At 64.4% G+C, this 15374-nt stretch carries 13 protein-coding genes; 11 read left to right on the forward strand and 2 right to left on the reverse strand.

What is annotated here, in order from left to right; genetic code table 11:
• Positions 1-111: 111 nt before the first annotated feature.
• On the reverse strand, positions 112-624 hold the full coding sequence (locus AC2CGW_RS13365) for an RNA polymerase sigma factor (protein ID WP_054895146.1): 513 nt from the start codon (positions 622-624) through the stop codon (positions 112-114).
• 115 nt (positions 625-739) lie between these two features.
• A complete protein-coding gene (gap, locus tag AC2CGW_RS13370) occupies positions 740-1741 on the reverse strand; it encodes a type I glyceraldehyde-3-phosphate dehydrogenase (RefSeq protein WP_186721717.1) in 1002 nt (333 codons plus the stop codon).
• Between the two features lie 270 nt (positions 1742-2011).
• Here gap and edd point away from each other — a divergent pair, with 270 nt between their 5' ends.
• The 11 genes from edd (at position 2012) to AC2CGW_RS13425 (ending at position 15373) form a co-directional block, all read left to right on the forward strand.
• Positions 2012-3838: a phosphogluconate dehydratase gene (gene edd, locus AC2CGW_RS13375; protein ID WP_484574156.1), complete on the forward strand. Its 1827-nt coding sequence runs from the start codon at positions 2012-2014 to the stop codon at positions 3836-3838.
• Complete coding sequence (locus AC2CGW_RS13380; RefSeq protein WP_186667953.1) at positions 3835-4794, forward strand: glucokinase; 960 nt, start codon at positions 3835-3837, stop codon at positions 4792-4794. The genes edd and AC2CGW_RS13380 overlap by 4 nt, the downstream gene beginning before the upstream one ends.
• Positions 4795-4962: 168 nt before the next feature.
• Positions 4963-5661: a response regulator gene (locus tag AC2CGW_RS13385; RefSeq protein WP_189657787.1), complete on the forward strand. Its 699-nt coding sequence runs from the start codon at positions 4963-4965 to the stop codon at positions 5659-5661.
• A complete protein-coding gene (locus AC2CGW_RS13390) occupies positions 5642-7108 on the forward strand; it encodes an ATP-binding protein (RefSeq protein WP_426352558.1) in 1467 nt (488 codons plus the stop codon). The genes AC2CGW_RS13385 and AC2CGW_RS13390 overlap by 20 nt, the downstream gene beginning before the upstream one ends.
• 218 nt (positions 7109-7326) lie before the next feature.
• On the forward strand, positions 7327-8580 hold the full coding sequence (locus AC2CGW_RS13395; protein ID WP_484574157.1) for a D-mannose isomerase: 1254 nt from the start codon (positions 7327-7329) through the stop codon (positions 8578-8580).
• A 107-nt stretch (positions 8581-8687) separates the two neighbouring features.
• Entirely contained in the window at positions 8688-9974 is a 1287-nt protein-coding gene (locus AC2CGW_RS13400; RefSeq protein ID WP_484574158.1) for an ABC transporter substrate-binding protein, read from the forward strand.
• Between the two features lie 138 nt (positions 9975-10112).
• Positions 10113-11024, forward strand: coding sequence for a carbohydrate ABC transporter permease (locus AC2CGW_RS13405; protein ID WP_054895154.1), 912 nt, complete (start codon positions 10113-10115; stop codon positions 11022-11024).
• Entirely contained in the window at positions 11014-11859 is an 846-nt protein-coding gene (locus AC2CGW_RS13410) for a carbohydrate ABC transporter permease (protein ID WP_186667963.1), read from the forward strand. The genes AC2CGW_RS13405 and AC2CGW_RS13410 overlap by 11 nt, the downstream gene beginning before the upstream one ends.
• Before the next feature lie 3 nt (positions 11860-11862).
• Entirely contained in the window at positions 11863-13017 is a 1155-nt protein-coding gene (locus tag AC2CGW_RS13415) for an ABC transporter ATP-binding protein (RefSeq protein ID WP_186667965.1), read from the forward strand.
• 40 nt (positions 13018-13057) lie between these two features.
• Positions 13058-14401, forward strand: coding sequence for a carbohydrate porin (locus AC2CGW_RS13420; RefSeq protein WP_484574159.1), 1344 nt, complete (start codon positions 13058-13060; stop codon positions 14399-14401).
• A 117-nt stretch (positions 14402-14518) separates the two neighbouring features.
• Positions 14519-15373 (forward strand): D-hexose-6-phosphate mutarotase, encoded by an 855-nt coding sequence (locus tag AC2CGW_RS13425; RefSeq protein ID WP_186667969.1) that lies wholly within the window; start codon positions 14519-14521, stop codon positions 15371-15373.
• Position 15374 lies beyond the last annotated feature (1 nt).

The following is a 15374-nucleotide window of genomic DNA, read 5'->3' on the forward strand; positions in this document are numbered from 1 at the left end:
CGAGGGGCGGGGTTGCTCACGGGGGATCCTTGCATGGCGTTTTTTGCAGATGATCGGCGCTGTGCGCAGGCATGGCAAGAGCCAGCACCTGCCCAGGTGGCGAGCGGTCGCTTACTTGAGGCGGTCGGCCACACCCATGCAGATCGCCATGATCAGCTTCAGTTCCTTCTGCACGGTGCTGGCCGAGACCTGCAACTGCTCGGCGATTTCCAGGTAGCTGGCACCGTGCAGGCGGCTGAGAATGAAGATGCGCTGCTGGCGTGCCGTGAGCTGGCCGAGGCTGACGCTCAGGCGCTTGAGCAGTTGCTCGGCATGCACCGCATCCTCGCTGTTGCCCAGCGGCGCGGCGACATTGTGCAGCACCTGCTCGGGCACATCGTCGACCAGAGTGCGCGACTGCACGCGGCGCGCGCGCAAGTGGTCGAGGGCAAGGTTGCGGGCGGTCTGGAACACGAAGGGTTCGAGGTGTTCGATAGGGCGCTCACCCAGCGCGCGGGTAACCCGCAGGTAGGTTTCCTGCAGCAGGTCCTCCGCAGTGCTGGGGTTGCCGACCATGCGCTGCAAGGTGCGCAGCAGGGTGAGGCGCTGGGTGAGGAAGACTGAGTTGAACCGGGACTGACTCACGGGGAAACCTGGCCGATGAGGGGTGAATGATAATGCTTATCATCCATGCGCCAGGTCAAGCGGAGAAATGTCATGAAGGGGTAAAGGTGGGGCCGCCAGGCAGCCCCAAGGCCTTTCACTGCGCCCTGAACAACGCCAGGCAGTTGTCGAGCATGCGGTTGGAGAAGCCCCATTCGTTGTCGTACCAGGCCAGCACCTTGAGCATGCGGCCATTGGCGCGGGTGTGGTTGGCGTCGAAGATCGACGACAACGGGTTGTGGTTGAAGTCGCACGATACCAGCGGCAGGCTGTTGTAGCCGAGCACGCGCGAATGACGGCTGGCTTCGAGGAACAGGCGGTTGACCTCGTCGGCGCTGGCTTCGCGCTTGAGGTTGACGGTCAGGTCGACCAACGACACGTTGATCACCGGCACCCGCACTGCCATGCCGGTGAGCTTGCCGGCCAGTTCTGGCAGCACCAGGCCCACGGCCTCGGCGGCGCCGGTCTTGCTCGGGATCATCGATTGGGTGGCCGAGCGGGCCCGGTAGGGGTCGCTGTGGTAGACGTCGGTCAGTACCTGGTCGTTGGTGTAGGCGTGGATGGTGGTCATCAGCCCCTGCTCGATGCCGAACTCGCGGTGCAGCACCTGGGCAATCGGCGCCAGGCAGTTGGTGGTGCACGAGGCGTTGGAGATGATCTGGTGCGAGGCGCGCAGCACATCATGGTTGACGCCATACACCACGGTAGCATCGGCGCCCTTGGCCGGTGCCGAGATGATCACCTTGCCGGCGCCGGCGGTGATGTGGGCCGCCGCCTTGGCGCGGTCGGTGAACAGCCCGGTGCATTCGAACACCACATCGATGGCTTCGGCTTTCCAGGGCAGTTCGGCGGGGTTGCGGATGGCGCTGACCGCGATGCGATCGCCGTTGACCGTCAGGCTCTCATGATCGGCCTCCACGGTGGCATCGAAGGTGCCATGTACGCTGTCGTACTTGAGCAGGTGGGCGTTCATCGCGCTGTCGCCCAGGTCGTTGATGGCGACGACCTGCAGGTCCTGGCGGTAGCCTTGGGTATAGAGTGCGCGCAGGACGTTGCGTCCGATGCGGCCGAATCCATTGATCGCGATGCGAAGGGTCATTGGCATTACCTCTGGCAGTCTGGGTGAAGCCTATGGCACAAAATGGGTAGAAGCTTCACTGAAACGGTTTTGTTATTGGAATTACAAGATTATTCACTCCAAGATAGAAAACAAGCATTTTTAGTGGCAATATTTTGGTAAACCTACAACGAGTGATCGAGCCTTCCACGCCAACGACCTTTCCGGCCCCTGCCTTGAGCCTAGGTCGCAACCGTTTGGAGTGGAAATGCCGGTTCAGGTCGCCCTTACACATAGCCTGGAGTCCAGTACATGCATCCGCGCATCCTTGAGGTCACCGCAAGGCTGACCGAACGCAGCCGTGCCACCCGTGAACGCTACCTTGAGCTCATTCGCGGCGCGGCCAGCGACGGCCCGATGCGTGCCAGCCTGCAGTGCGCCAACTTCGCCCACGGTGTGGCCGGTTGTGGCAGCCAGGACAAGCACAGCCTGCGGATGATGAACGCCGCCAACGTGGCCATCGTCTCTGCGTACAACGACATGCTCTCGGCGCACCAGCCGTACCAGCACTTCCCCGAACAGATCAAACAGGCGCTGCGCGAGATCGGCTCGGTCGGCCAGTTCGCCGGTGGCGTACCGGCCATGTGCGATGGCGTGACCCAGGGTGAACCTGGCATGGAGCTGGCGATCGCCAGCCGCGAAGTGATCGCGATGTCCACCGCCATCGCCCTGTCGCACAACATGTTCGATGCCGCGCTGATGCTGGGCATCTGCGACAAGATCGTGCCTGGCCTGATGATGGGTGCGTTGCGCTTCGGCCACCTGCCGACCATCTTCGTTCCTGGCGGGCCGATGCCTTCGGGTATCTCCAACAAGGAAAAGGCCGACGTGCGCCAGCGCTACGCCGAAGGCAAGGCCAGCCGCGAGGAGTTGCTGGAGTCGGAGATGAAGTCTTACCACAGCCCTGGCACCTGCACCTTCTATGGGACGGCCAACACCAACCAGCTGGTGATGGAGGTCATGGGCCTGCACCTGCCGGGGGCCTCGTTCGTCAATCCCTACACCCCGTTGCGCGATGCCCTGACCGCCGAGGCGGCCCAGCAGGTCACGCGCATGACCAAGGCCAGTGGCAGCTTCATGCCCCTGGGCGAGATCGTCGACGAGAAGGCGCTGGTCAACTCCATCGTCGCCCTGCACGCCACCGGCGGTTCGACCAACCACACCCTGCACATCCCGGCGATTGCCCAGGCTGCCGGGATCCAGCTGACCTGGCAGGACATGGCCGACCTCTCCGAGGTGGTGCCGACGCTGTCTCACGTCTATCCCAACGGCAAGGCCGACATCAACCACTTCCAGGCCGCAGGCGGCATGAGCTTCCTGATCCGCGAACTGCTCGACGCCGGGCTGCTGCACGAGGACGTCAATACCGTGGCCGGCCACGGTCTGCGCCGCTACACCCAGGAACCGTTCCTCGACGACGGCAAGCTGGTGTGGCGCGAAGGGCCGCAGCACAGCCTGGACGAAAACATCCTGCGCCCGGCCTCGCGGCCGTTCTCGGCCGAGGGCGGGTTGCGGGTGATGGAAGGCAACCTGGGGCGTGGGGTGATGAAAGTCTCTGCCGTGGCGCCGGAACACCAGGTGGTCGAGGCTCCAGCGCGAGTCTTCCACGATCAGCAGTCGCTGGCCGATGCCTTCAAGGCTGGCGAGTTGGAGCGCGATTTCGTCGCCGTGGTGCGCTTCCAGGGCCCACGTTGCAATGGCATGCCCGAGCTGCACAAGCTGACGCCGTTCCTCGGCGTGCTGCAGGACCGCGGCTACAAGGTCGCGCTGGTTACCGACGGGCGCATGTCTGGTGCGTCGGGCAAGATCCCGGCGGCGATCCACGTGTGCCCCGAAGCGTATGACGGTGGGCCGCTGGCACGGGTGCGCGATGGTGATATCGTGCGCGTCGACGGTGTCGAAGGCACGCTGCAACTGATGGTGTCGGCCGAGGAGCTGGCCGGGCGCGATCAGCCTGATGCGCCCCTGGGTAATGACCTGGGGTGCGGGCGCGAGCTGTTCGGCTTCATGCGCGTCGCGTTCAGCCCGGCAGAGCAGGGCGCCAGCGCCTTTACCTCTGCCCTGGAGCGTTTCAAATGAAGGCCTCGCTGGTCGGTGACATCGGCGGTACCAACGCCCGCTTTGCCCTGTGGCGTGACAATGACCTGCACGCGGTGCAGGTGCTGGCGACAGCGGACTATTCCAGCCCCGAGCAGGCCATCGAGGCCTACCTCAAGGACCAGGGCCTCAAGCGTGGCGATGTCTCGGACGTGTGCCTGTCGGTAGCCGGCCCTGTCGATGGCGACGAGTTTCGCTTCACCAACAATCACTGGCGCCTGAGCCGCTCGGCCTTCTGCAAGGTGCTGCAGGTCGAGCGCCTGTCGCTGATCAACGACTTTTCCGCCATGGCCCTGGGCATGACCCGCCTCAAGCCTGGCGAGTTCGTAGAGGTGTGCCCCGGGCAGGCGGACGCCGCGCGCCCGGCGCTGGTCATCGGCGCGGGTACCGGCCTTGGCGTCGGCACCTTGCTGAGCCTTGGCGAGCAGCACTGGATGGCGCTACCGGGCGAAGGCGGGCATGTCGACCTGCCGGTGGGCAATGCCCGTGAGGCGGCGATCCACCAGCAGATCCACAGGCAGATTGGCCATGTCAGCGCCGAGACCGTGCTCAGTGGTGGTGGGCTGGTGCGGCTGTACCAGGCCATCTGTGCACTGGATGGCGACACACCCCGTCACAAGACCCCGGCGCAGATCACCGATGCCGCGCTGGGCGGCGAGCCGCAGGCCCTGGCGGTGATCGAACAGTTCTCACGTTTTCTCGGGCGTGTCGCGGGTAACAATGTGCTGACCCTGGGGGCGCGTGGCGGGGTCTATATTGTTGGCGGCGTGGTGCCGCGCTTCGCCGAGCTGTTCCTGCGCAGCGGGTTCGCGGCAAGCTTTGCCGACAAGGGCTGCATGAGCGGCTACTTCCCCGGTGTGCCGGTATGGTTGGTGACGGCGGAGTTTTCCGGGTTGCTCGGGGCCGGGGTGGCCTTGCAGCAGAGGCTGGACCACTGACGGTCGGTTGTGGTGCCATTCGCGGGCAAGCCCGCTCCCACAAAAAACTGTAGGAGCGGGCTTGCCCGCGAAGGGCATCGACGCCGATAGAATGTCGCCACAACAGGCATCAAGACCTGTACCGACCCAAGGGAATTCATTGTGAGCACTGCCGGTAAAACCATCCTGATGGTCGATGACGATCAGGACATTCGCGAGCTGCTGCAGACCTACCTCAGCCGCTCCGGCTTCCAGGTCCATGCCGAACCCGACGGCCAGGGCTTTCGCCGCGCGCTGGATGCCGGCAACTACGACCTGGTGATCCTCGACGTGATGCTGCCCGACGAGGACGGCTTCAGCCTGTGCCGTTGGGTGCGTCAGCATCCGCGTCAGTCGCGGGTGCCGATCATCATGCTCACCGCCAGCTCCGATGAAGCCGACCGTGTCATCGGCCTGGAGCTGGGCGCCGACGACTACCTGGGCAAGCCATTCAGCCCGCGCGAGCTGCAGGCGCGGATCAAGGCCCTGCTGCGTCGCTGTGACTTCACCACGGCCACCCCCGCCAGCGCGGTGCTCACCTTCGAAGACTGGCGCCTGGATACGGTCAGCCATCGCCTGTTCCACCGCGATGGTGAAGAAGTGATTCTCTCCGGTGCCGACTTCGCCCTGCTCAAGCTGTTTCTCGACCATCCCCAGCAGATCCTCGACCGCGACACCATTGGCAATGCCACCCGCGGGCGTGAACCGATGCCGCTGGACCGCATCGTCGACATGGCGGTCAGCCGCCTGCGCCAGCGCCTGCGCGACACCGACAAGCCACCGCGGCTGATCCGCACCGTGCGCGGCAGCGGCTACCTGCTTGCAGCGAATGTCAGCTGTGCCGGCTGAGCAGGCCAGCGAGCGCCGCTTGCGCCTGTTGCCGCGCTCGCTGCTCGGGCGCATGTTGCTGCTCACCTTGCTGGTGGTGCTGATCGCCCAGGGGCTGTCGAGCGTGATCTGGGTCGCCCAACTGCGCGCCAGCCAGCTGCAGGGGCTGCGCGCCAGCGCCAGCAGCCTTGCGCACTCGATGAGCGCCAGCGTCAGCTACTTCCGTTCCCTGCCGGTGGCCTACCGGCCGATGGTGCTCGACCAGTTGCGCAGCATGGGCGGTACGCGCTTTTTCGTCTCGCTCAACGAAAAGCCGCTGGGCATGCCGGTGCTGCCCATCACCCCGCGCAAGCAGGCGGTGATCGAGGTGTTCCAGCAGGTGCTGCACGAACGCCTGGGCCAGCAGATGGAAATCTCCGTCGAGTTCGTCAGCCCCGACGACCTGCGCATCTTCAACAGCGGCCTGAAGCTCGACGAGCTGCCGCGCTCCTGGGCCCACTACGCGCTGACCCTCGAACCGCTCAATCCGCCGGTGCTGGTCACCCAGATCCGCCTGGACGAAGGCGAGTGGCTGTACATCGCCTCGCTGCTGCCCGAGCCCTATACCGGCCTTGAACCCGAGCGCCTGCCGCGCCAGCAGATCGGCTTCATCGCCCTGACCACCCTGTTGCTGCTGTTGTTCATCGGCCTGCTGGTGCACTGGCAGAGCTGGCCGCTCAAGCGCCTGGCGCGGGCGGCGCGCGAGATGTCACTGGGGGCGGACGTGCCGCCGGTGGCTGAAGGTGGCGGCAGCGAAGTGGTCGAGGTGGGGCGCGCGTTCAATGCCATGCGTGAGCGCATCAGCCGCTACCTGACCGAACGCTCGCAGCTGTTCAGCGCCATCTCCCACGACCTGCGCACGCCGATCACCCGACTGCGCCTGCGCGTGGAACTGCTTGAAGACGAGCACCTGCAGGCCAAGTTCAGCCGCGATCTCGACGAGCTGGAGCTGCTGGTCAAGGGCGCGCTGCAATGCGTGAAAGATACCGACATCCACGAAAACATCGAACCGATCGACCTCAACCAGGTACTGGAGATTCTTGCCGAACCCTACCTGGGCGATGGGCGCATCACCTTGGAGGGCCGCGCGCTGGCGCCGTACCCTGGCAAGTCGCTGGCGCTGCGCCGCTGCATCGGCAACCTGATCGACAACGCCATCAAGTACGGCGAGCGTGCGCACCTGCGCATCATCGACAGCACCGAGGCCTTCGTGCTGCAGGTCGACGACCAGGGGCCGGGGGTGCCGGAGCAGCGCCTGGAGCAGGTGTTCGAGCCGCATTTCCGCCTGGCGGGGCAGCAGCAGGGGTATGGGCTGGGGCTGGGGATCGCGCGTAACATCGCCCACAGCCATGGCGGGGAGGTGAGTTTGTTGAACCTGCGTGAGGGTGGGTTGCGGGTGACCTTGTTCCTGCCCCGGAATATCGATTGATTGGGCCAGCCCTATCGCGGGACAAGCCCGCTCCCACAGGGCCCCGCTGATTTCGAAACCAGCGGGGCCCTGTGGGGCTTGTCCCGCGATGAGGCCACTGCAAGTGTCACAGGATGGTGACATTCAGGCAGGCCTTCGTGACATGCCCGCCGGGACGGCTGGCTAGAATTCGCTGACGACAGGCACCCGGCCTGTCCCTGGCAAGGATTGAGCAGGTGATGGACAGCGTTGATTTCCCTTTCTGCAGTTGGCTCGACTCCCCGGTTCACAACGCCTGGCTGGTCGCCGAGGGCCAGCGCCTGGTGACCTTCGCCAAGGCCTCGCGCCTGCCAGACGGCTTCGGCAGCCTCGATGCCCATGGCCTGCTGCCCGACAGGGCGATCGCCGAAACCCTGCACACTGCGCGCATGACCCACTGCTTCGCCATGGCGCATGTGCAGGGCATTCCTGGTTGCCTGCCGCTGGTGGAGCACGGCGTCGCAGCACTGCTCGCAGGGCCGTTGCGCGATGCGCGGGATGATGGCTGGTTCGCCCGCGCCGACGGTGAGGGCGACACCGGCAAGACCGCCTACCTGCATGCCTTCGTTGCCTTGGCCGCCAGTTCTGCGACAGTCGCCGGTGCACCAGGCGCCGAGCAGTTGCTCGGCGCGGCCATCGCGATCATCGAGACGCGCTTCTGGAGCGAGGAGGAGGGCGCCCTGCGCGAGTCCTTCGCCCGTGACTGGACGCAGCCGGAAGCCTACCGTGGCGCCAACAGCAACATGCACGCCACCGAGGCTTTCCTCGCCCTGGCCGATGTCACTGGCCAGACGCACTGGCTGGACCGTGCCCTGCGTATCGTCGAACGGATCATCCACACCTATGCCGCTGGCAATGACTTCGCTGTCATCGAGCATTTCGACGTCAACTGGCAGGCGCTGCCCGAGTACAACCACGACAACCCCACCGACGGCTTTCGCCCCTACGGCACCACGCCCGGTCATGCCTTCGAGTGGGCACGCTTGGTCCTGCACCTGGAGGCCGCGCGCCAGCGTGCCGGCCTGCCCGCCCCGCAGTGGTTGCTGAGCGACGCGCGCGGGCTGTTCGCCAATGCCTGTCGTCACGCCTGGCACGCTGATGGCGCGCCGGGCATCGTCTACACCCTCGACTGGCAGAACCGGCCAGTGGTCCGGGCGCGCCTGCACTGGACCCACGCCGAAGCCTGTGCGACGGCTGCAGCGTTGTTGCGTCGTACCGGGGAAGGTGAATACGAGCAGTGGTACCGGCGCTTCTGGGACTTCATCGACAGCCATTTCATCGATCGCGTCCACGGCAGCTGGCACCATGAGCTGGACCCGCAGAACCGCCCTGGCGCAAGCATCTGGGGCGGCAAGCCCGATCTCTACCACGCCTACCAGGCGGTGCTCCTGCCGCGCCTGCCGTTGGCACCAAGCCTGGCCACTGCGCTGGCCCTGGGCAATGTAACCAAGTGATGACATTCGCGCATCGCTTCGTTACCTGCCCTGGTCTGCGCGCTCATTAGACTTCATGCAACGCAAGCGAACGACTTGCACCGCATAACAACAAGAAAGGTATACCGATGAATTCCACTCTGCGCCTCGCCGCCGCTATTTCCCTCGCCTCGCTCATGCCCCTCAGCGCCTTCGCCGCCGAATCCAAAGGCAGCGTCGAGGTGGTGCACTGGTGGACCTCCGGTGGTGAGAAAGCTGCCGTTGATGTCCTCAAGGCCCAGGTCGAGAAAGACGGCTTCACCTGGAAGGACGGCGCTGTTGCCGGTGGCGGTGGTTCCACCGCGATGACCGTGCTCAAGAGCCGCGCCGTCGCCGGCAACCCGCCCGGCGTTGCCCAGATCAAGGGCCCGGACATCCAGGACTGGGCGGCCACCGGCCTGCTCGACAGCGATGTGCTCAAGGACGTCGCCAAGCAGGAGAAGTGGGACAGCCTGCTCGACAAGAAGGTCGCCGACACCGTCAAGTACGAAGGTGACTACGTCGCCGTGCCGGTGAACATCCACCGCATCAACTGGCTGTGGATCAACCCTGAGGTGTTCAAGAAGGCCGGCATCGACAAGGCGCCGACCACCCTCGACGAATTCTATGCCGCAGCCGACAAGCTCAAGGCCGCAGGCTTCATTCCCCTGGCCCACGGTGGCCAGCCATGGCAGGACAGCACCGTGTTCGAGAACGTGGTGCTGGCGGTGATGGGGGTGGAGGGCTACAAGAAGGCCCTGGTCGACCTCGACGAAAAAGCCCTGACCGGCCCGGAGATGGTCAAGGCCCTGACCGAGCTGAAGAAGGTCTCCACCTACATGGACCCTGACGGCAAGGGCCAGGACTGGAACCTCGAGGCCGCGAAGGTCATCAACGGCAAGGCCGGCATGCAGATCATGGGCGACTGGGCCAAGAGCGAGTGGACCCTGGCCAAGAAGACCGCCGGCAAGGACTACCAGTGCGTACCCTTCCCCGGCACTGACAAAGGCTTCCTGTACAACATCGACTCGCTGGCGGTGTTCAAGCAGAAGAACGAAGGCACCACTGCAGGCCAGCAGGACATCGCCAAGCGTGTGCTGGGTGAAGACTTCCAGAAGACCTTCAGCATTAACAAGGGCTCGATCCCGGTGCGCAACGACATGCTGGCCGACATGAGCAAGTATGGCTTCGACAGTTGCGCCCAGACCGCTGCCAAGGACTTCCTGGCGGACGCCAAGTCGGGTGGCCTGCAGCCGAGCATGGCGCACAACATGGCGACCACGCTTGCCGTGCAGGGGGCGTTCTTCGATGTGGTGACCAACTACATCAACGACCCGAAGGCCGATCCGGCCGATGCGGCGAAGAAGCTCAACGCAGCGGTCAAGGCCGCCCAATAACGGCCCAATCGCGGGACAAGCCCGCTCCCACAGGTTTGGCGCCATGCGCTGAACCTGTGGGTGGGCCAGATCTTTGTGGGAGCGGGCTTGTCCCGCGATGCGGTGCGCAGCACCGCCCTCGTTCCGGTATCTGAAATCATGACTACGACCACCGCCCAACTGCGGGCCTCACCCCTGGACGCGCTCCAGCGCTGGTTACCGAAACTGGTACTGGCGCCGAGCATGTTCATCGTGCTGGTGGGCTTCTACGGCTACATCCTGTGGACCTTCGTCCTGTCGTTCACCACCTCGACCTTCCTGCCCACCTACAAGTGGGCGGGCCTGGCCCAGTACGCGCGGCTGTTCGACAACGACCGCTGGTGGGTGGCGAGCAAGAACCTGCTGGTCTTCGGCGGAATGTTCATCGGCATCACCCTGGTGATCGGCGTGCTGCTGGCGGTGTTCCTCGACCAGCGTATCCGCCGCGAAGGGGTGATCCGCACCATCTACCTGTACCCCATGGCACTGTCGATGATCGTGACCGGCACCGCCTGGAAGTGGCTGCTCAACCCGGGCATGGGCCTGGACAAGCTGCTGCGCGACTGGGGCTGGGAGGGCTTTCGCCTGGACTGGCTGATCGACCCTGACCGGGTCGTCTATTGCCTGGTGATCGCCGCGGTATGGCAGGCCTCGGGCTTCATCATGGCGATGTTCCTTGCCGGGCTGCGCGGCGTCGACCAGTCGATCATCCGTGCTGCGCAGATCGACGGTGCGAGTATGCCGCGCATCTACTGGACCGTGGTGCTGCCGAGCCTGCGCCCGGTGTTCTTCAGCTCGCTGATGATCCTCTCGCACATCGCCATCAAGAGCTTCGACCTGGTGGCCGCGATGACCGCCGGTGGTCCTGGCTATTCCTCGGACCTGCCCGCGATGTTCATGTACTCGTTCACCTTCAGCCGCGGGCAGATGGGCATGGGCTCGGCCAGCGCGATCCTGATGCTCGGCGCGATCCTCGCGATCCTCGTGCCCTACCTGTATTCCGAGCTGAGGACCAAGCGCAATGACCACTAATCTCGACAAGCCGGCCCTCAGCCTGGGTCGCATCGCCATCCACGCCGTGCTGCTGCTGGCGGTGCTGCTCTACCTGGTGCCGCTGGTGGTGATGCTGCTGACCAGCTTCAAGACCCCGGAAGACATCAGCACCGGCAACCTCTTGAGCTGGCCGGAGCTGTTCACCGCGATTGGCTGGGTCAAGGCCTGGGGCACGGTCAGTGGGTATTTCTGGAACTCGATCCTGATCACCGTTCCGGCGGTGCTGATCTCCACGGCCATCGGCGCCCTGAACGGCTACGTGCTGTCGATGTGGCGCTTCCGTGGCTCGCAACTGTTCTTCGGCCTGCTGCTGTTCGGCTGCTTCCTGCCATTCCAGACCGTGCTGCTGCCAGCCTCGTTCACCCTCGGCAAGCTGGGCCTGGCCAGCACCACCTCGGGGCTGGTGCTGGTGCACGTGGTCTATGGCCTGGCCTTCACCACGCTGTTCTTCCGCAACTACTACGTGAGCATTCCCGAGGCGCTGGTCAAGGCTGCACGCCTGGATGGTGCCGGGTTCTTCACCATCTTCCGCCGCATCATCCTGCCGATGTCGACGCCGATCATCATGGTCTGCCTGATCTGGCAGTTCACCCAGATCTGGAACGACTTCCTGTTCGGCGTGGTGTTCTCCAGCGGCGATTCGCAACCGATCACCGTGGCCCTGAACAACCTGGTCAACACCAGCACCGGTGCCAAGGAATACAACGTCGACATGGCCGCGGCAATGATCGCCGCACTGCCAACCCTGCTGGTCTATGTGGTCGCAGGCAAGTATTTCGTGCGTGGGCTGACCGCCGGCGCAGTCAAGGGGTAAGTCATGGCAACGCTCGAACTTCGCAATGTAAACAAGACCTACGGCACCGGCTTGCCGGACACCCTCAAGGATATCCAGCTGGCGATCAAGGACGGCGAGTTCCTGATCCTGGTCGGCCCTTCCGGCTGCGGCAAGTCCACCTTGATGAACTGCATCGCCGGCCTTGAGAACATCACCGGCGGGGCGATCCTGATCGATGACCAGGACGTCTCCGGCATGAGCCCGAAGGACCGTGACATCGCCATGGTGTTCCAGTCCTATGCGCTGTACCCGACCATGAGCGTGCGCGAGAACATCGAGTTCGGCCTGAAGATCCGCAAGATGCCGCAGTCGGCGATCGACGAGGAAGTCGCGCGGGTGGCCAAGCTGCTGCAGATCGAGCACCTGCTCAATCGCAAGCCGGGCCAGCTCTCCGGTGGCCAGCAGCAGCGCGTGGCCATGGGCCGGGCCCTGGCGCGCAGGCCGAAGATCTACCTGTTCGACGAGCCGTTGTCGAACCTCGACGCCAAGCTGCGGGTCGAGATGCGCACCGAAATGAAACTGATGCACCAGCGCCTGAAAACCACCACGGTGTACGTGACCCACGACCAGATCGAGGCCATGACCCTGGGGGACAAGGTCGCGGTGATGAAGGACGGCATCATCCAGCAGTTCGGTACGCCCCAGCAGATCTACAACGATCCGGCCAACCTGTTCGTCGCCAGCTTCATCGGCTCGCCACCGATGAACTTCATCCCCGTGCGCATCAGCAAGCAGGACGGGCGCCTGTTCGCCCTGCTCGACAGCGGCCAGGCCCGCTGCGAACTGCCCCTGGGCGCGGCCAGCGAAGCGCTGGACGGCCGTGAGGTGATCCTCGGCGTACGCCCCGAGCAGATCGCACTCGGTAGCGCCGAAGGCAACGGCTTGCCGGCGGTGCGTGCAGAAGTGCAGGTCCTGGAGCCCACCGGGCCCGACCTGCTGGTGTTCGTCACCCTCAACCAGACCAAGGTCTGCTGCCGGTTGGCGCCGGATGTCGCCTGCAATGTCGGTGACAGCCTGAACCTGCAGTTCGATCCGGCGCGGGTCCTGCTGTTCGACGCGAGCAGCGGCGAGCGCCTGGACCTGCCGGCAGCGGACGCGCCAGTCAAGGACAACGTGACACGTATCAAGGGACGTTGAAGCAGCAAACCATCGATAACAAGAAAAGAGGAAACAAGGGATGGACCATCGCAAGCGTATCAAGGCACTAGGCTCGCTGACCCTGCTCGCCCTCGTGGGCAGCAATGGCGTGCATGCTGCCGAGGCTTTCTCCAGCGAGTCGAAATGGATGACTGGCGACTGGGGTGGGGCTCGCACCGAGCTGTTGGAAAAAGGCTACGACTTCACTCTCGACTACGTGGGTGAAGTGGCCGGTAACCTGCACGGTGGCTACAACAACGACAAGACCGCGCGCTACAGCGATCAGTTCGCCCTCGGCGCGCACCTGGACCTGCAGAAGATCCTTGGCTGGCACGATGCGGAGTTCAAGCTGGCGATCACCGAGCGTAGCGGACGCAACCTGTCCAACGACCGCATCAGCGACCCGCGCGCCGGGCAGTTCAGCTCGGTGCAGGAAGTCTGGGGCCGTGGCCAGACCTGGCGCCTGACGCAGATGTGGGTCAAACAGAAGTACTTCGACGGCGCGCTGGACGTGAAGGTCGGCCGCTTCGGTGAAGGCGAGGACTTCAACAGCTTCCCCTGCGACTTCCAGAACCTGGCGTTCTGCGGTTCGCAGGTGGGTAACTGGGTGGGCGGCATCTGGTACAACTGGCCGGTCAGCCAGTGGGCGCTGCGGGTGAAGTACAACATCACGCCGGAGTTCTTCGTCCAGGTCGGTGCCTACGAGCAGAACCCGTCCAACCTCGAGACCGGCAACGGCTTCAAGCTCAGTGGCAGCGGGACCAAGGGCGCGATCCTGCCGGTGGAAATGGTCTGGTCGCCGAAGGTCAACGGCCTGCCGGGCGAATACCGCCTGGGCTACTACTACAGCACCGCCAAGGCCGACGACGTCTACGACGACATCAACGGCAACCCGCAGGCGTTGACTGGCCAAGCCTTCAAGTCGCACTCGAGCAAGCATGGCTGGTGGGTCGTGGCCCAGCAGCAGGTCACTGCGCACAACGGCGATGCCAACCGCGGCCTGAGCCTGTTCGCCAACTTCACCGTGCACGACAAGGCCACCAACGTGGTGGACAACTACCAGCAGGTGGGGATGGTCTACAAGGGCGCGTTCGATGCACGGCCCAAGGATGATATCGGCTTCGGCATCGCACGCATCCACGTCAACGACGACGTGAAGAAGCGCGCCGAACTGCTCAACGCCCAGAGCGGTATCGACGACTACGACAATCCGGGCTTCGTGCCACTGCAGCGCACCGAGTACAACGCCGAGCTGTACTACGGCTTCCACGTCACCAACTGGCTGACCGTGCGCCCGAACCTGCAGTACATCAAGAGCCCGGGCGGTGTGGACGATGTCGACAACGCGTTGGTCGCAGGCTTGAAGATTCAGTCGTCATTCTAAGAAAAATTGTTGTAAATTTACGCCATCCACCCCCACACCCCGAGATCCACTGTTCTGCAGTGGATCTCGGGCTTGGGTAAAGACAGCGCTATCTCAAACAACAAGAGCTTTCTGAACATGTCTGAACATCCGCTCCATCGCTTTTTCACTTCGCAACGGCCACGGCCGGTTTTCGAGTGGGAGCGTCACCAGCAGCGCGATGTCCTGATCATCGATCACCCATGCTGCCAGGCGGTGTTCAGCCGCCAGGGGGCACAATTGCTGCACTTTCAGCCGACCGGCGAGAAACCCTGGCTGTGGTGCGCCGAACAATGGCCACAGGTCGGTGCGATCCGTGGCGGCGTGCCGGTGTGCTGGCCCTGGTATGGCCGTCATCCCAGCGAGGACCTGTGGCCGGCTCATGGCTGGGGGCGCTTGCTGGACTGGAAGCTGCTCGACAGCCGCGAAGACGAGGAGGGCGTCACGCTCAAGTGGCGTCTGGACCTGTGCGACTGGCAGGTCGACTTGCACGCCCGGCTGGGCTCGAGCATGGAACTGCGCCTGTGCACCGAGCACCAGGACAGCGAACCCTGCCAGCTGAGCCACGCATTGCTGGCGTTCTGGCGCATCAGCGATGTGTCGCAGATCGCTTTGTCGGGCCTGGAGGATATCGACGGCTACGACCGCCTCAACCGACAGGCATGCCGTGAAGATGGCGTGCTCACGCTCAAAGGGGGTTGCCAGAAGGTCTACCCGGGCACGCCGAAGGTGCAGTTGCATGACTCGGCCTGGGCGCGCGAACTGTGCATCGACACCAGCGACAGCGACGACACGGTGGTCTGGCACCCTGGCAATCGCCCATTGATGGGGGTGAGCGGGCGCGAGAGCCAGGGGTTCGTCTGCGTCGAGGCTGCCAGTGGCAGCGGCGAAGGATTGAGCCTGGCGCCCGGGCAGCGCGCGCAGTTGCGGCTGCAGGCGCATCGGCTCAGTTGAG

This window comes from Pseudomonas sp. SYWMCR5, assembly GCF_057197165.1.